Origin of the sequence: Sphingopyxis sp. GW247-27LB, from assembly GCF_002277025.1 — a bacterium.
Classification (GTDB): Bacteria; Pseudomonadota; Alphaproteobacteria; order Sphingomonadales; family Sphingomonadaceae; genus Sphingopyxis.
Map to the genome: position 1 here is coordinate 1 of NZ_NIWD01000003.1, position 15,188 is coordinate 15,188.

Here is a 15,188-nt window from a genome sequence, read left to right on the forward strand (position 1 = left end):
TCTTGCGCTGCGCGCGCCTCCGGTCGGGCTACGCCCGCCCTCCGCCGCACGCAGCGCAAGGCGACCCTCAACTAACCGGCATCATATCCGAAAAGGGGGTCCCTCTTCGACGCCGATAGGGGGTCCCTTTTGAACGCCGTTTGACAGGCCAATGACGTGTTTGCAGCGCCAGGCGCTCCGTTCCCCGACCTCTCGACCTGTCGCGCTCGACTGAGCGAGTTGAAGCGGCAAGGGAAGATTGTGAAGCGGGGCGTCCTCACTCCGGGCAACGCTGGCGTCCGTGTCAATCTGTGGGTGGCGAAACGCTATGTGCCGAGCGCCGCCGATCCCCAAGGCGACCTGTTTGGAGAGGTCGCGTGATGGCGGCTGTCCACCTGACCCACAGCAAGGGGATTTACCGCGTTCGGGTCGAGCCGCCTGACGCGGCCCCGGCCATCCCGCTCGCTTCTGAAACTCACGTCGGCCACCTATCCGCTCAGACGGCGGCGCGCATCATCGCAACGCATCTCGGCCTGCCGGTGATCGACGAGACACAGGGGGGCGGTGCCTGATGGGCAAGAAGCGCCATCATCGCTCTGGCTATCAGAAGGTCGATGCAAGGGGTCGCTTTGTCTCGATCCCGCTCGATCTCCTGCAAAGTCCAGCCTTCCTAAGCCTCTCGATGCGAGCACGCTCGGCGTTCCTAGTGCTCGCGGAGCGGTTCAACGGCTTCAATAATGGGCGCATCGGCCTGTCGATCGATAACCTTGGCGCTGCGCTGGGCAACCAGAACCACGGCGCCAATTCGCGCGCCATGGGAGAATTGATGGAACGGGGATTCGTCGAGTGCATGGCGAACGCGAGCCACGTCAAATGCAAAGCTCGGGAATATCGCCTGACCTTCATCTCCACAGGCGATGCTCCGGGGCAGCAGGCAACGAATGAATGGCGGGACTGGACGCCTCCCGCGCCGCCGAAAAGTGGAAACATGGAAAAAATTGGTCCTGAGGCTACCGCAACGCGAGAGTGGAAACCCGTTGAGCCTACCGCAACGCGAAGGAAATTTCGCGTTGAGGCTACCGCAACGCAACCGACGGAAACCCGCCGTGTTAGAGGACGTTTCCGCGTTGAGGCTACCGCAGCCCATATAAGTAACCAGTATGAGCCCATCGAAGATGTCGATCCTGATGTTGGAAACAGCCTCGGATCATCCGACGAACTGCGGGCGGCCCTCAATCGGCTGGTCGAGGCTGGCGAGGTGACAGCGACCTCCCTCGCGCTCGCGATCAACATGCCAGCCGGAACCATGAGCAAATTCCGCAATGGGCGAGGCCTGCCCGACAGCTACCGCGCGCCGCTTCATCTGGAGCTTGGTCGGCGGGGCGCCTTCGCGTTGTCTGAAGCTGCGTGACGAACAGTTTTGCATATACCCCTTTCTGGACCTGTCCGCGCAGGCTCGAGAAGGGAATTGGCGAATTTTTGGACGCCACTAAGCGCAGTTTTCGGACACCGTAAAAAGGAGAGGAATCGAATTTTGTCAGGCCCTAAAAAGGGGGGGGGCGCTGATGGCAGTCGATATGTCGGCAACTGATAATACAGTGGGCGGAGGTCGAGCATGGCGGAAGCGCCTCCCGCGAAGGATAGCGAAACTGGCCGTTTTTTACCGGGCAATACCGGAGGGCGCGACCAGATCTACGCGGGAAGGCTCACGGAGAATTTCCGAATTTTTGGACGCCATAAAAAGCAACGCGTGGGCACTGGCTTCACTCACTCTTAGCCGGGGTTGCGGTCGATCAGTGCAATCGGCTCGGACTCTGGATCAGGCCACACCAATATTTGCCACCTGCGAAAGCCCGTGTAGTCGTCCCAGGAGCCTCCTTCCATCAACTGTCCTTCGGTTGAAACGTAGCCAGTCGAAAAGTTAAAATTGGCAATGAATCCAGTCTGTCCGCCCCATAAAAACGCGTCGCCCGGTATCAGGTGGCCTTGGAACGAGGTATATGATGATTCCGGGTCAACGCGAAGCTCCCAGTGCTCAACGGAGATCCATTTGGCGCCTGTCGCTGCTTTGATCTGGTAGGCGCCAAAATTTGAGGGTTCGAAATGCAACAGGGCGGGGACTTCCCGCGTGCCGTCGACAACCCTCATCGTGAGCGCAGGTTTCGTCGTTTCGCCGACCGGCTGCAGAAGCAATTTTCCTGCCTCGGCGATGCTGGGATTAAGGACCGCCAAATCATCAATTCTATACATGAATCCCCCTCCATCATCCCGCGGGCTTCCCTTGCCCGCACTCGGAAGTGCTTAATGCAAAGGGGCGGCTGCGTCATCCGCAACCGCCCCAGAATGGTCCTTTCGTATCAGTCGGCCGCTAGCGGTGCTCGTTCCGCCAAGCCTGCATATAGGCATCGGCTCGGGTGACGACCTTTCGGCCCGGATTGCGCCCCCTGCGAAGATCGAAAACAAACTGCGGATCGCGCACGGCCTCGCGACCGAACAGGGACGGCGGCATTTCAGCTTCATTCAGGAAAGCGGACACGCGGCGCAGAAGGGTGTAGCCTTCGCTCATTGTTCAAACTCCCATAATTCTTCGGTGCTGATATCGGGGTCCGCGATCGAGCAACCGGGACCGGTCTGGATCAACGGCATCGCGTCATCCTCGCTGGCGCTGTGATCGGTTTCATCCTCAAGGTCCGGGTCGCCGTCGCCATCGTCCAGCCGGTCGATGAGTTGCTGCACCAGCCGTTCCAGATGCGGGCGCGGCAGCGACGGGATGAGCGACAGGGCGATATCGGCGGGGAGTGACACCCCCCGACCAACATAGACAGCCATGCGCGCGCTCATGCTGCCGCACCTTTCCGCGCCGGAACGCCGTCGATCACAGCGGCAACCGCCTGCTGCCCCTCCGCTCGTTGCAAATCGTCCAGCAAGAGCCGCTGTTGGGTCGTCGGCGGTTCTGGCGTGATGAACGAAAGGCCGCTGTCGGTGCGGACATACCCGCCCCCTCTGTTCGTCCAGCGCCGAAGCCATGCCTCGGGGTTGAACGCAATGCCGGGGCCGTTGAGGCTGACGACATCGCGGGCGAGCGCCTGCCATTCCTCGATGCTCACCTCGCTATGCTCGGCGATCGTCGCGAGGATTTCGACCTTCATCAGCAAATCGCCGATGCACACGACCGGCCGCAGGGTCAGCCCCTTCTCGCTCGCGTCGAAGGCATCGCCGAGCCGACTTGTCGCCTCGTCCGACTGGTCCTCCGAGCATTCGAGGTCAGCGATCTGCGTCCCCACCGTCCGCGCCAACGCGGCAAAGGTGGGCGACGGCGGGAAGTTGCGAGCGCGGTTCATGCTGCACCTCCCGCGAGCGCGATGGCGTCAGCGAACAGGCGATGCGTGACGGTGGGTGCGTCCGCGTCCTCGTCGTATTGCAGCGCGTCGAATATGCGGCGCTTCTCGATCAGAGCCGCTATGTCGGGGGCTGGTTCGAGCATGACAGCCTTACCGCAGTCGAAGGCGGCGCTATACAGCGGGCCCATGACGGCATCGTCTGCGCCAGAGGCCTTCGCCTCGTTGCAGTCTTGCACCGCGCGCTCATAAGCCCGCATCTTGACCGCGAAGGCGTCTTGCGTCGGGCGGTCGATCATCCGTGCGAGGTCGGTCGCCAGCATATCGAGAGCGGCCCAGCGCCACGGCTCGGAGCATTCCTCCATCTCGTTGACGAGGAAGCGCGCCTTGGTCGCCGCGTCGGACAGATTGTCGCACGGCATACCGCGCACGATATCGCTCGCCGCTTCATGCGCTGAACCGAAGGTGTCCCAGCCGATTTGCCAAGCATCCCCCTCATCTTGCGGTGCGTCGTCGGCGGGCTGCTGGTTCTGCCAGTTTTCCCATGCTCCATCGATCAGGCGCACATTGCGGATGGCTTCGGCCATGTTCTTCGGGGCGGTCATTTCGCACCCCCTTCCTTGGCGATCATCGCTTGTGGTTAAGGTGGTGGCGCCAGCAGGCGCACGGGTGCTATCAGCTCCCATAGTCGTATCCCTTCTTGATCAAGGGTTGCGATCAGGGTCGGGGTCAGGACTGCAATCCTGCCTCGGCCCGCCTTGGGACACTCCCAAGGTGAAACGATAAGTAACAGGGTTAATCCGGTTGCGTCAACCCTGAAATGATACTATCGGTAACACAATGACACCGACGCAATCCCGAATGGCGCGCGCTGCGCTCCAATGGTCGCTACATGATCTTGCGGCGGCATCGTCGGTGAGCAGAATGACTTGCGCCCGGTTCGAGCTGGGCAAATCCGTCGCGCCTGAATCGGTCGAGGCGATGCGAAAGGCTTTGGCCCATGCTGGCGCGGACTTCACCCGGCGCGCCGGTCGCGTCGGGGTGTCCGTCCCAGAATGATCCTCTATTCGTCGACTTAGCTATACCGCTGATATAGATAGATTTTAGGATTCACTCGGTCGCAAATCTCGCCATTTGGTCGACAACTGAGCCCTGCCATCCCTGTCCTGTGCCAGGCGCAATCTTGACGCGCTCGGGCTGCTGCGCGAAACTCCGCGCGGGAGGAACGAATATGCGGCAGGCGGCAAGGATCATCGGGATTGCATGGATGGTGGCCTGCGTCGGCCTCTGGATATGGGCTGGGTTCTTTTTGGATTGGAGCCCGCTTGCGTCCTACCCCAGCTTGGCGAACTGGTCGGTGGTTACCTTGTTGCAAGATAGCAAGTTTGGCCTGACGATGCTGCCGATCATCCTCGCCGTCCCCGGCTATGCGCTCTACCGCTGGGGCGCTGGCGAGCAGGCTAAGCCTCAATAACACCCCCTCTGCGGGCCAATTTCGGGCCATGCGGGTTTTTCTGGACGTTTCCGCGCTGCGCACGCGAACCTTTTTCACCCTTCCTTTCTATAGAGAAGAAACGCGCGCGAAGGGAATGTGAATCCGCCGGAAAACCGCCGAAAACAATTGGCATTTTAAGTGCCAATATATTGATCTTTCCGGCGGATTCTTCTACCATGCAGGGCATGGCGTCGATCAGCGAAATCTCCGATTATAGGCAAGGGGTCCGACGCCACCCGCCCCTTGATCCATGCCCCGCGCTCGCTGGTCGGCGCCTATTCAGCCGGGAGGCGGATCATGCAGAATATTCCGCGCACTGATGCATCGCAGGGGCTCGCGTCCGTCGCGTTCGAGCCCCGCCATTTCAGCTTGGATAATCTCGCCCTGCTCCGGTTCGCGCATGACATTGCCCAGCATTACCGGCTCGACGTGCTGGCCGTTCTCGATCGGCTGTGCGCGGTCCCGCAACCCTTCCTCGATCTCGCGCGAGATCCGGTCGGCCTCACGGCGCTGGCGTCCATGATCGCGGGCGATCTCGGAGCCGCAGTATCCGCGCCGTTTATGGTGACGGTCCACTGATGGCCGCCCTTTCTGCCCTTACTGATAGCCTCGGGGCGCGTCCGGCGGCCCGCCATGACGTTGACTGGAGTAATGACCTATGCCCGCATCAGTAGTCGGTGGCCTTATTTCGGGGGCGGGAGCCATCGGTGGCGCCATCCTCTCATCGAAGGCGCAAAAGAAGGCGAGCAAAACCGCCGCTCAGGCGCAGCTTGACGCGACCGCGCAGAATAACGCGCTCGCCCGCGAGCAATACGCCAAGAACCAAGCCGCCCTTGCCCCCTGGCAACAGCGTGGCAACGCGGCAGGGCAGGCCATCAATGCCTTGCTCGGCATCGGGCTACCGTCCTCCGCAAATGACAACACGCTGCCCAATTCGACGGTTGCCGGAACGCCGATCTACGGCGGGACCACCGGTTATAGGCCCGCTGACGGGTGGGTTGGCTTCAATCCGGTCAAGGGGCCCGACTACGGGCGCAACGCTCTGCTCGGAGATTTCGGCGCGCCGACCGGCGGCCATGTCTCGACGCAGGCAAACGACATTCGTCCGGCACAGACCAACTACGCCGACCCGAACCAGCAATATCAGGACGCTTTTTCGAACTACCGCAATTCGACGGGCTATAATTTCCGCGTCAACGAAGGCGCGCGGGCGCTCAATGCGGGGTTTGCTGGCAAGGGAACGCTAAGGTCCGGCGCGGCCATGAAAGCCTTTGGGGAATTTGGTCAGAACATCGCGAGCGGCGAATTTAACAACTATCTGAACAGCCTTTTCAGCGTGAGCAATCAGGGGCTCTCGGCTGCGAACGCTCAGGCGGGCGTCGGCACGAACTTGGTCAACGCGATCACGAACAACAACAACAACGCTGCCGGTGCGATCGGTGCCAACGCGCTGGCCTCGGGCAACGCCAATGCCCAAATGTGGGGCGCGGTTGGAAACGCCTTCGGCAACATCGGATCGGGCATCGCCAACGGCCTTTTTTCCAGCAGCTTCGCCCCCCCTCGCAACGACTACGGCATTGCTGCCGGTTCGATCTACTAAGGAGCGGCCAACATGACCATCAATTGGGGCATTCTCGATCCGAACGCCGCCCAGCGAGGCGCCGAAATGTCGCAGGCCATCTTTGACCGCTTCCGGGCGGACAGGGTGAGGGGAGCAACGGGCGCCGCCCTGCAAGAACTGATGGCCGATCCGAACGCGGCCCCTGCCAGCCTGAACGCTCTCGCGCGCCTCGCGCCGGACGCCGCCGCGCATCTCGTCCAGTTCCAGCAGGCCCGGCAGGACCGATCGCGCGAAACCCAGTTTCGCAACGCGCTGGCCGATTATTACGGGGCCGGTGCCGGCATGAATGCGCTCATGCCCCAGCGCCCGATTGCTGGCCAGGCAACCGAACCGCCGCCGCCGATCAGCGACGCGCCGCCCCCGCCCGCAGATTGGCGGGCCCGCATCGGTCGGAGTGGCGTTGACGCCGCACTGTCCACCGCGAACGTCAACGGGGCGACGGCAAACAACATGCCCGATGTGCCGGTTACCTCGGGCCGCGCGATGGTCCCGGTCGATCCGAACGCCATGCTTCCCGATGACATGCAGGCGGATATGACGGGGCAGTCTCCGCAGGCCGATACCCCGCTGCCCCCCGAAATCGAACGCGCCGCCAACAGCCCCGATCCTAACGCGCGCAATGCTGCCTTTCGCCGGATGATGCAGATTGACCCGGTGCAGGCGATGAAAATCCAGAGCGAGGAGCGCGAGCATACCCTTGATGCAATGGAGGATTCGGTGAAGGCGTTTCGCTGGGCGTCCGAGGCGCTGAGCAACGCGGGCGATGACGCGACCTACAAGCAGATTCTGGCCCGCGTCGAACAGGCGACGGCCCCGCTTGGCATCGACATTCGCAGCATGGTTCCCGGCACGCACCCCGGCCCAGAGGGCATCCGTCAATTGCAGTTGCAGGCGCTCGACATTTCGCAGCGCCTCGCAGCGATCGACCGCCGTTTCACCGCAGAGGCGCGGATTGCGGACATAGAGGCCGACAACGAACGGCAGGACCGCAACACGGAAAGCCTGATCCGCGAGCGCGAACGCCGCACCGGCATTGCCCAGCAGCGCGCCGAGACCTCCGCGAGCCGCGAGCGCCGCCTTTCTGCAGGCAGTGGCAAGCGGGGCGGCAATGCCCCTGCCAAGGTCAAGCCGGGTGAACCTGTGGCGGTCGGCCCCGATGGGTCCCGCATGGTCGTTCGCGGTGGACAGTGGGTTCCTGCGCAATGACCGGTCTCGAATATCTCCGCAAAGCGGGCGGCGATACGCGCGCGCTCGTGCAGCTCGCTAAGGCTGCGCTCTCCGCGTCTACGATGGAAGGCGGCAGTCCGCTGGTTTCAACCGTCGAAGGGCTGACGTTCGCACGCCTCGCCGCCGCTCAAGGCGATCTGGCCGCGATTGGTCTCGTGGTCACGCTCGGGGCTCAGCTTGGCGACCTGCTCGATGACGTGGGCGAATTTGACGCCGCAACCATGATGCGCGGTGTCGCGCTCGGCACAGCGGACGTGGCTTGCGACAAAGCCCCCGAGGGATCGATTGGCGAAATCCTGGGCGCCTACCTTGCGGCGAATGAGAACGCCGATCCTGACACCCTGCCGCACGCGGGAAGCGCCCGCCGCTTTTGGGAGGAGCCGTAACCTTGGCCGATCTGCCACCGCCGCCGCCAGGTTTTACCGTCGAGCGCGCGCCGCCGCGTCGAAGGTCCCGCGACCGGTCCACGTCCGGCGAAACGCCAGGCAGGAGCTACACCGCCACCGGGCGCACGATCGACGGCGACACGATCCAACTGCAGCCGCCGCCCAACGCGCTCGGCCCCCTCAATGGGCGCCTGAGTGGCTATGACGCTTTCGAGCGCGACCAGATGGGCTACCGTGCGGACGGCACCCCCGTTGCGCTCGGCTCGGACTCCATGAATGCGCTGGCGGCCTTCGCCACCCCGCGAACCACGGTGATCGGTGTAGGGCCTCAAAGCTATGGCCGCCCAGTTGTCGGCCTGACGGTGGCGGGCCAAGACCCGGTGAACGCGCTTCTCCGTGCGGGGCAGGGTTATGCCGCGCCCGAGTATCTGAGCGCTGACCCGGAGCGCGCCGCCTCCTATATGGAATCGGAACGGCTCGGCCGCCTTAACCGGCAAGGGGCGTTCGGCACGGCGCACATAAGGCCCGATGCTTACCGGCGCCCCCTGACGACGCGCACGGCCAAGCTCGCGGCCGATGAGTATCTGGCCTTTGACGACCAGCTTCCCGCCGACGCTCCGAAGCTCAAGCGCCTGACGCCCGAGCAGGAAGGGAAGATTGCCCGCTATATCGCCTCGCAGGCGGGCAATCCGAATTTCTCGCTCAAGCAATATCGCGACTGGTTCCGCAATGATCTGGGCGTGACGGACATTGAGCCGAGCGATAATCCCGATTTCATCGAGAGCGTGCGGAAGGGCGAAGGCTTCTCCCCGTCCGTCGATTACGGCGTGCTCGATGCCGAGTCCCAGCGCGAATTGCAGGAGTTGATCGCATTCTCGGGGATGCGCCCCGAGGATGCGCAGGGGTTCCGCGACCTGCTCAAGAGCGGCGATCAGGCCAAGGTGCTGGAATATGCTCGCTCCAAGGGGATGACGCTCGATCCCCGCGACGTGTCCGCCTATTTCGCGGCGCGGGCCAAGGGCGAGGCGGCGTCGATCCCGCTGCCGATCATCGACCCCGGTGACGAAGGCTTGGGCGCAGCCGCCCGCGGCTTCGGCGATCCGCTCGGCTTCCTCGATGAGATGGGGGCCGTGGTGGATACGATCGGCGGCACTGAGAACCGGGAAAGCATCTGGAACAGCGACCGGTCGTTCGGGGAAATTTACGACAACAACGCGCGCCAGAACCGCGCCATCATCGACTATGACGAGACGCAACATCCCTTCTATCGGGGCGGTGGCCAGCTTGTCAGCGGCGTAGCCCTGCCGTTCGGTAGCGGGGTGCGCGGCGCCACCGGGCTTGCCAAGGCTGGCGCGGTAGAGGGCGCAATCTACGGGTTCGGCTCGGGCGACGGCACGCTAGGCCAGCGCCTCGCCAACGTCCCGGTCAACGCGACCATCGGCGCGGTCGGCGGCGCGGCGGTCGGCAAGGTGATCGATGTGGGCGCCCCGCTCATCCGCAAGGGCGCAGAGCGCCTTTTTCGTTCCGCCGAAGAATTGCCGCCACCCCCTCCGGGGTTTCAGATTGCGCAGCCGGTAGCCGCTGACCCGCCCGTTGGCGCGGCCAACATGAGCGGCGACGCGCTGCCCTCGGTTTCGTCGCCCCACCAGCCCGATGTGATCAACGTTTCGGCGAACCAGGCCACGCGGTTGCTCGACGGCCCCAGCGATGCGATGTTGCGGGTGGCGGCGGCACGGGTGGAGCCGGGCGACGTTCTGCCGCGCCCCGCCAACGAAGTGCAATCGCTCGAAGAAGCGGCACGGATCAGCGATGGGGTTTATCCCGAAGTCCCGGCACCCCGCGAGCGCGACTATCTTGAGACGACGCAATACCCCTCCCGCGCAAACCCTGATGCGACCATCACGCGCAAAGGGCCTGCCGACCTTGTGACCTTCATGCGCTCTCTGAACGGCGTGCGCGACGAAGGCGGCGAGCTGACGGCAGCCGGGATCAGCAACGCGGCGCGCAAGGGCGATGACTTTGCCGGGGGCGAGAACCGCCTTGGCAAGCTGGTGAACCCCGAAGGGCTGAGTCTCGAAGAAGCGGCACAGCGCGCCTATGACGAGGGCTATTTTCCCGATCTGGATGCCCCGCCGACCAACGCGGAATTTCTCGCGGCATTGGATAACACCTATCGGGGTGTCGGTCGCCGGTTCCGCCCCGAGGACGAGGGGCAGATTCAGGCTTTCGAGGGCGCCCGCGATCAGCGCCTCGCAGTCGAACGCGCACGGCAGGAGGGTGCGCCGCTGGTCGATGACGTTGGCAAGCCCGCTACGCTCGACGACATGATTGCCAACACGCCCCCGGCAACGGCCTATGACGACTGGAATAACGCCGTCGTGTCGAAGGTCGGGAATATCCAGGTCGATAAGCTCGATACACCGCAGGAGATCGGCCAGGCGCTCAAGATCGCTGACAATGTGGCCGGCGGGTTTGATGCCGCACGGCGCGGCAAGATCAGCTTTGCCGAAACGCAGGCACTTGCCCAGGACCTAGGCATGACGCCAGACGATCTACTTGCCCGCCGCAAGGGGCAGGCATTCAGCGCGGAAGAAGCCTATGCGGCCCGCGCGATCCTTGCCAAGTCCGGCAACGAACTGGTCAATATGGCCCGCCGCCTCCGCTCGATGGGCGATGATCCGGGCTCCGAAGCCCTTGCCGCGTTCCGCAAGGCACTGCTTCGCCATGCCGCTATTCAGGAACAGGTCTCGGGGATGACGGCAGAAGCGGGCCGCGCTCTGTCGGCGTTCCGTATGACCGCCAACAGCCGCGACGTTCCGGGGCATGTGCTGGAAGGACTCGCCAATGCAGGCGGCGGCCCGCAGCGCCTAAAGGACGCAGCGGAAGCGATCATCACGCTTGAGCGCGACCCTGCCAGCCTCAATCGCTTTGTCGAGGTCGCGAGCAAGCCGAAGTTCAAAGATAAGCTGCTTGAGCTGTGGTATAATTTCCTGCTGTCGGGGCCGCAGACGCATGCGGTCAACATCCTCAGCAATACCATGACCAGCCTGTCACAGATCCCCGAACATGCAATCGCTGCCGGGATTGGCAAGCTCCGGTCGTTGACCCCGAGCGCGCGCCGCGCTGCCGAGGATCGCATTTCCTTTACCGAAGTGGCTTCGCGCGCAACCGCTCTGATCCAAGGCGCCAAGGAGGGGATGCGCGAAGCCGCCTATGCGTTCCGCACTGGCGAACCCCGAGACTTTGTTACCAAAGTCGAGGCGCAATCGCAGAAGGCCATCAGCGGCAAGAAGGGGGAGTTTGTGCGCCTGCCGTCTCGCTTCCTCACCGCCGAGGATGAATTGTTCAAGGGCATGGCCCGCCGCATGGAATTGACCGGCCTTGCAATCCGCCAAGCCCGCAAGGAAGGGTTGCGCGGCGAGGATGGCCGCCGCCGTGTCGCCGAACTGCTGAGCAACCCCACCGGCGATATGTGGGAGCAGGTGATGGACTATGGCCGGTATGTCACCTTCCAGCGTCCCCTTGGTCCCCATGCTTCCAAGATTGCGGCCTTCACGAACGACCTGCCGATCACCAAAGCGGTGCTTCCATTCATTCGCACGCCGACCAACCTGTTCAAATTCGCGATCGAGCGTTCCCCGGCGGCTCCGATCCTGCGCGAATGGCGTAAGGATTTCGCGGCTGGCGGGGCGCGGCGTGATCTGGCTGTTGCGCGGGCTGCCGTTGGCACGGCTATGGGAACGTTGTTCGCCTACCTCGCCGAACAGGGCTATATCACCGGATCGGCCCCGCGTGACAGGAACAAGCGCGCGCTGATGATGGCGGATGGCTGGCAGCCCTACAGCGTCAAGATTGGCGACAAGTTCTACAGCTATCAGCGCCTTGATCCCTTCGCCCTGACGGTCGGCGCTGCGGCAGACATGGCCACGCTGGGCGAAGGCATGAGCGAAGGCCAGAAGGCCAAGGGCGCCGCGCTCGTGTGGGCGAGTATCATGGGCAACCTGTCAAATAAGACCTGGCTCGCTGGTGTATCCGATATTGTCGCGGCCATCGACGACCCCGAACGCTATGGGGGCAACTTCATCGACCGCTTTGCCGGATCGGCCACAGTGCCGACCGGCGTTGCGCAGGTCGCGCGCACGGTCGACCCCGCCATGCGCGAAACCGAGAGCACGCTCGATTATGTGCAGTCCCGGGTGCCGGGGCTGTCCGATAATCTCCTGCCCAAGCGCGACGTTTGGGGGCGCCCGATTGAGAAAGAGGGCGGGGTCGGACCTGATATCATGTCCCCGATCTGGACCAGCACGGCGAAAGCCGATCCCGCGACGTGGGAAGCGATCAGGCTCGACGCACCGATCAATCTCCCTGCCGACGATGACAACATGACGCCCGAGCAAATGGACCGCTGGCGGATGCTGAGCGGCCAGACAGCGCACCAATGGGTTTCGGAGCTTATCAAGCAACCGGGCTACCGCGAGCAGGACGCCGAGGGGCAGCGCAAGGCCATCGCTCATGTGATGAAGGAGGCTCGAGCGCGCACGAAGGCGAACGTCCTTGCCGGTGTGCCGATCCCGACCTCGCGGCCGGAGAAGGGCCAACGCCGCAAGGCGCCGCCGCCGCCGGGCTTTGAAGCGATGCCGCCGATCCCGGAGGGCTTCGTTCCGGTGCAATAGGGCATGTGGAAAGTGAGGGAAGCGGCTGGGACGATCTGGCCGCCATCGGGGCAGCGCCCGCGACTGGCATTAAGGGGGATGGCCGTCTTCGGTCGCAAACCCGCTTCCCCTGTCCATTTCTATACCGCAACGGGTATAATCGAGCAATCCGATTAATAGGCGCGGTTCGATGCGATTTCCCGATTTCTCCGACATAGGCGCCGATTGCGGCTCGAATCTCAACGCGGCGCTTATCTGGTGATTATCCGGCGAGGTATCGCCTTGCTCTACCTCGCCACATTCCGGCTAAGCCATTGAAATAATGGCAGGGGCAGCAGGATTCGAACCCGCGACCCTCGGTTTTGGAGACCGATGCTCTACCAGCTGAGCTATACCCCTAGGCCGGACGCCGCCCTTAGCCGCATCGGGGGCAGGTGCGCAAGCGGATTGCATCGGCGCATCGCAAAGGGCGAGCCGGCAAGATCGATAGCTTGCAAAGCATTCCCAGGCTGATATGCGCTGGCCGCACATGACCGCCGCCCCGCATCCCGAGGTTCCGCAACATTATCTGGGCGGCATCGCGCTTCGCCTGCTCGCGATGGCGAGCCTGTCGGCGATGTTCGTCCTGGTGAAGATGGCGGCCGAGGCGGACATCCACATTGTCGAAAGCCTGTTCTGGCGGCAGGCCATCGTGCTGCCTTTGCTCGTCGGCTGGGCGATGACGCACGGCGGGCTGTCGATGTTCCGCACCCGCCGCCCCGGCACCCACGCACGCCGCGCGATGATGGGACTCACCGGCATGGCGCTCAATTTCGGCGGCATGATTTTTCTGCCGATGGCCGAGGCGACGACGATCAACCTGTCGGTGCCGATCTTCGCGGTGATCTTTGCCGCGCTGTTCCTCGGCGAACCGACCGGATGGCAGCGCTGGAGCGCCGTGCTCATCGGCTTCCTCGGCGTGCTCGTCGTGCTCAACCCGACCACGGTCGTCGCAAGCGGATTTCGCGGCGATCATGGCCTCGGCACGCTGATCGCGCTCGGCGGCGCGGTCATGACCGCGCTCATCACCATCCAGGTCCGCGACCTCAGCCGCACCGAAAGCCCGATGTCGATCGTCTTCTGGTTCAGCCTGATCTCGCTCGTCCCGCTGAGCGTGACGCTGCCCTTCGTGATGACGTCGCACAGCGCGTCCGAATGGGCGATACTGATCGGGCTCGGCCTGCTCGGCGCGGTCGTGCAGATGTCGCTGACCGGGGCGTTGCGGCTCGCTCCGGTAGCGGTGGTGACGCCGATGGACTATTCGAGCCTGCTATGGGCGATCGCCTTCGGCTGGTATTTCTTCGGCACCTTCCCCGCCGACACGACCTGGGTCGGCGCGCCGCTGATCATCGTCAGCGGGCTCTTCATCGCCTGGCGCGAGCACCGGCTGCACATCGAACGGCAGAAGGACATCACCGCATGAGTGCCACGCCGATCCTCTATCATTGTCCCGACGCGCGGTCGCTGCGCTGCCTGTGGGCGGCCGAAGAGGCGGGGATGGAGATCGACCTTCGCCTCCTCCCTTTCCCGCCGCGTGCCTTCGCCCCCGACTATCGCGCGGTGAACCCGCTGATGACGGTGCCGGGCTGGGTCGAGGATGGGCGGCTGATGACCGAATCGACGGCGATCTGCGAGCGCATCGCCGACGGGACGCCGCTCGAGGTGCGCCGCGACGAGGCCGATTACTGGGCGTATCGCAACTGGCTGCACCGGAGCGATGCGACGCTGACCTTCCCGCTCGCGATCATGATCCGCTACACGCGCGTCGAGCCGGAGGCGCGGCGGCTCGCCCAGGCGGTCAAGGATTACAAGGCCTTCTTCGGCGGCCGCGCCAAGAGCATCGAGGCGGCGCTGGCCGACGGGCGCGAGTGGCTCGTCGCGGGGCGCTTCACCATCGCCGACATCGCGATCGGCTATGCGGCCTTCCTCGCGACGACGCTCGATGCCGAGGATGTGCTGGGCGAAGCCACGAAGTCATGGCTGGCGCGGTGCTTGGCGCGCGACGGCTTCGCGCGGGCGCGTGCGAGGCAGAACGTGGGCCAAGCGGAATGAAAAAGGGCCGCGGTTTCCCGCGGCCCTTCTGCTTTCTCGTTGCCGATGCTTATTCGAAATCGGCGCCGCCACCGGCCGGGCTGCGCGGCGGAGCCGCGGCGGTCAGGCGAAGCGCTTCGGCCGAACGGCTGATCGAGCTGATTTCGTCGGGGGTGTCGTCGTCGTCGACCACGACCTTCTGCAGCGTGCCGACGAGCGATTCCTGCAGTTCCTTCGGGCGCACGGTCTGCTCGGCGATCTCGCGCAGCGCGACGACCGGATTCTTGTCGCGGTCGCGGTCGATGGTCAGTTCCGACCCGCCCGAAATCTCGCGGGCGCGGTGCGCCGAGAGCAAGACCAGATCAAAACGGTTGGATACTTTGTCGACGCAATCTTCGACGGTAACGCGGGCCATGGTAA

At 63.9% G+C, this 15,188-nt stretch carries 16 protein-coding genes and 1 tRNA gene; 10 read left to right on the plus strand and 7 right to left on the minus strand.

Going from position 1 to position 15,188, the window contains the following annotated elements; all coding sequences use genetic code 11:
* Positions 1-359: 359 nt before the first annotated feature.
* On the plus strand, positions 360-551 hold the full coding sequence (locus CD928_RS03775; RefSeq protein ID WP_095385263.1) for a hypothetical protein: 192 nt from the start codon (positions 360-362) through the stop codon (positions 549-551).
* On the plus strand, positions 551-1,390 hold the full coding sequence (locus CD928_RS03780; protein ID WP_095385265.1) for a hypothetical protein: 840 nt from the start codon (positions 551-553) through the stop codon (positions 1,388-1,390). Before CD928_RS03775 ends, CD928_RS03780 begins: the two co-directional genes overlap by 1 nt.
* Before the next feature lie 362 nt (positions 1,391-1,752).
* Here CD928_RS03780 and CD928_RS03785 read toward each other — a convergent pair whose 3' ends face one another.
* From CD928_RS03785 to CD928_RS03805, 5 genes are all read right to left on the minus strand, one after another.
* Positions 1,753-2,229, minus strand: a complete 477-nt coding sequence (locus tag CD928_RS03785; protein WP_095385268.1) for a hypothetical protein — start codon at positions 2,227-2,229, stop codon at positions 1,753-1,755.
* Between the two features lie 118 nt (positions 2,230-2,347).
* Entirely contained in the window at positions 2,348-2,545 is a 198-nt protein-coding gene (locus CD928_RS03790) for a hypothetical protein (protein WP_095385271.1), read from the minus strand.
* The gene (locus CD928_RS03795) at positions 2,542-2,820 is read right to left on the minus strand and encodes a hypothetical protein (RefSeq protein WP_095385274.1); all 279 of its coding nucleotides are present in this window, start codon (positions 2,818-2,820) and stop codon (positions 2,542-2,544) included. The genes CD928_RS03790 and CD928_RS03795 overlap by 4 nt, the downstream gene beginning before the upstream one ends.
* Positions 2,817-3,320 (minus strand): hypothetical protein, encoded by a 504-nt coding sequence (locus CD928_RS03800; RefSeq protein ID WP_095385277.1) that lies wholly within the window; start codon positions 3,318-3,320, stop codon positions 2,817-2,819. Before CD928_RS03800 ends, CD928_RS03795 begins: the two co-directional genes overlap by 4 nt.
* The gene (locus CD928_RS03805; RefSeq protein WP_095385280.1) at positions 3,317-3,922 is read right to left on the minus strand and encodes a hypothetical protein; all 606 of its coding nucleotides are present in this window, start codon (positions 3,920-3,922) and stop codon (positions 3,317-3,319) included. The genes CD928_RS03800 and CD928_RS03805 overlap by 4 nt, the downstream gene beginning before the upstream one ends.
* Positions 3,923-4,548: 626 nt before the next feature.
* On the opposite strand from CD928_RS03805, the gene CD928_RS03815 reads away from it, so the two are divergent.
* From CD928_RS03815 to CD928_RS03840, 6 genes are all read left to right on the plus strand, one after another.
* On the plus strand, positions 4,549-4,791 hold the full coding sequence (locus CD928_RS03815; protein WP_095385285.1) for a hypothetical protein: 243 nt from the start codon (positions 4,549-4,551) through the stop codon (positions 4,789-4,791).
* A gap of 318 nt (positions 4,792-5,109) precedes the next feature.
* Positions 5,110-5,391: a hypothetical protein gene (locus CD928_RS03820; protein ID WP_141237077.1), complete on the plus strand. Its 282-nt coding sequence runs from the start codon at positions 5,110-5,112 to the stop codon at positions 5,389-5,391.
* Positions 5,392-5,470: 79 nt separating this feature from the next.
* On the plus strand, positions 5,471-6,412 hold the full coding sequence (locus tag CD928_RS03825) for a hypothetical protein (protein ID WP_095385291.1): 942 nt from the start codon (positions 5,471-5,473) through the stop codon (positions 6,410-6,412).
* Positions 6,413-6,424: 12 nt separating this feature from the next.
* On the plus strand, positions 6,425-7,639 hold the full coding sequence (locus tag CD928_RS03830) for a hypothetical protein (RefSeq protein WP_095385294.1): 1,215 nt from the start codon (positions 6,425-6,427) through the stop codon (positions 7,637-7,639).
* Positions 7,636-8,046 (plus strand): hypothetical protein, encoded by a 411-nt coding sequence (locus tag CD928_RS03835; RefSeq protein WP_095385297.1) that lies wholly within the window; start codon positions 7,636-7,638, stop codon positions 8,044-8,046. The genes CD928_RS03830 and CD928_RS03835 overlap by 4 nt, the downstream gene beginning before the upstream one ends.
* Before the next feature lie 2 nt (positions 8,047-8,048).
* Positions 8,049-12,719 carry a thermonuclease family protein gene (locus tag CD928_RS03840; RefSeq protein ID WP_095385300.1) on the plus strand — a complete coding sequence of 1,557 codons (4,671 nt, stop codon included), beginning with the start codon at positions 8,049-8,051 and terminating at the stop codon, positions 12,717-12,719.
* A 302-nt stretch (positions 12,720-13,021) separates the two neighbouring features.
* Here CD928_RS03840 and CD928_RS03845 read toward each other — a convergent pair.
* Positions 13,022-13,097: transfer RNA gene (locus tag CD928_RS03845), tRNA-Trp, on the minus strand.
* A 130-nt stretch (positions 13,098-13,227) separates the two neighbouring features.
* Here CD928_RS03845 and CD928_RS03850 point away from each other — a divergent pair.
* Together CD928_RS03850 and CD928_RS03855 are read left to right on the plus strand one after the other, a co-directional pair.
* A complete protein-coding gene (locus tag CD928_RS03850; RefSeq protein WP_095385538.1) occupies positions 13,228-14,160 on the plus strand; it encodes a DMT family transporter in 933 nt (310 codons plus the stop codon).
* The gene (locus CD928_RS03855; RefSeq protein ID WP_095385303.1) at positions 14,157-14,789 is read left to right on the plus strand and encodes a glutathione S-transferase family protein; all 633 of its coding nucleotides are present in this window, start codon (positions 14,157-14,159) and stop codon (positions 14,787-14,789) included. The genes CD928_RS03850 and CD928_RS03855 overlap by 4 nt, the downstream gene beginning before the upstream one ends.
* Positions 14,790-14,838: 49 nt before the next feature.
* Here CD928_RS03855 and rpoZ read toward each other — a convergent pair whose 3' ends face one another.
* On the minus strand, positions 14,839-15,183 hold the full coding sequence (rpoZ, locus tag CD928_RS03860) for a DNA-directed RNA polymerase subunit omega (protein ID WP_095385306.1): 345 nt from the start codon (positions 15,181-15,183) through the stop codon (positions 14,839-14,841).
* Positions 15,184-15,188: the final 5 nt, after the last annotated feature.

Bases quoted from the DNA above. Each gene is read 5' to 3' on its own strand.
- CD928_RS03775 (WP_095385263.1), top strand. From the start codon at position 360: ATGGCGGCTGTCCACCTGACCCACAGCAAGGGGATTTACCGCGTTCGG.
- CD928_RS03780 (WP_095385265.1), top strand. From the start codon at position 551: ATGGGCAAGAAGCGCCATCATCGCTCTGGCTATCAGAAGGTCGATGCA.
- CD928_RS03785 (WP_095385268.1), bottom strand. From the start codon at position 2,229: ATGTATAGAATTGATGATTTGGCGGTCCTTAATCCCAGCATCGCCGAG.
- CD928_RS03790 (WP_095385271.1), bottom strand. From the start codon at position 2,545: ATGAGCGAAGGCTACACCCTTCTGCGCCGCGTGTCCGCTTTCCTGAAT.
- CD928_RS03795 (WP_095385274.1), bottom strand. From the start codon at position 2,820: ATGAGCGCGCGCATGGCTGTCTATGTTGGTCGGGGGGTGTCACTCCCC.
- CD928_RS03800 (WP_095385277.1), bottom strand. From the start codon at position 3,320: ATGAACCGCGCTCGCAACTTCCCGCCGTCGCCCACCTTTGCCGCGTTG.
- CD928_RS03805 (WP_095385280.1), bottom strand. From the start codon at position 3,922: ATGACCGCCCCGAAGAACATGGCCGAAGCCATCCGCAATGTGCGCCTG.
- CD928_RS03815 (WP_095385285.1), top strand. From the start codon at position 4,549: ATGCGGCAGGCGGCAAGGATCATCGGGATTGCATGGATGGTGGCCTGC.
- CD928_RS03820 (WP_141237077.1), top strand. From the start codon at position 5,110: ATGCAGAATATTCCGCGCACTGATGCATCGCAGGGGCTCGCGTCCGTC.
- CD928_RS03825 (WP_095385291.1), top strand. From the start codon at position 5,471: ATGCCCGCATCAGTAGTCGGTGGCCTTATTTCGGGGGCGGGAGCCATC.
- CD928_RS03830 (WP_095385294.1), top strand. From the start codon at position 6,425: ATGACCATCAATTGGGGCATTCTCGATCCGAACGCCGCCCAGCGAGGC.
- CD928_RS03835 (WP_095385297.1), top strand. From the start codon at position 7,636: ATGACCGGTCTCGAATATCTCCGCAAAGCGGGCGGCGATACGCGCGCG.
- CD928_RS03850 (WP_095385538.1), top strand. From the start codon at position 13,228: ATGACCGCCGCCCCGCATCCCGAGGTTCCGCAACATTATCTGGGCGGC.
- CD928_RS03855 (WP_095385303.1), top strand. From the start codon at position 14,157: ATGAGTGCCACGCCGATCCTCTATCATTGTCCCGACGCGCGGTCGCTG.
- rpoZ (WP_095385306.1), bottom strand. From the start codon at position 15,183: ATGGCCCGCGTTACCGTCGAAGATTGCGTCGACAAAGTATCCAACCGT.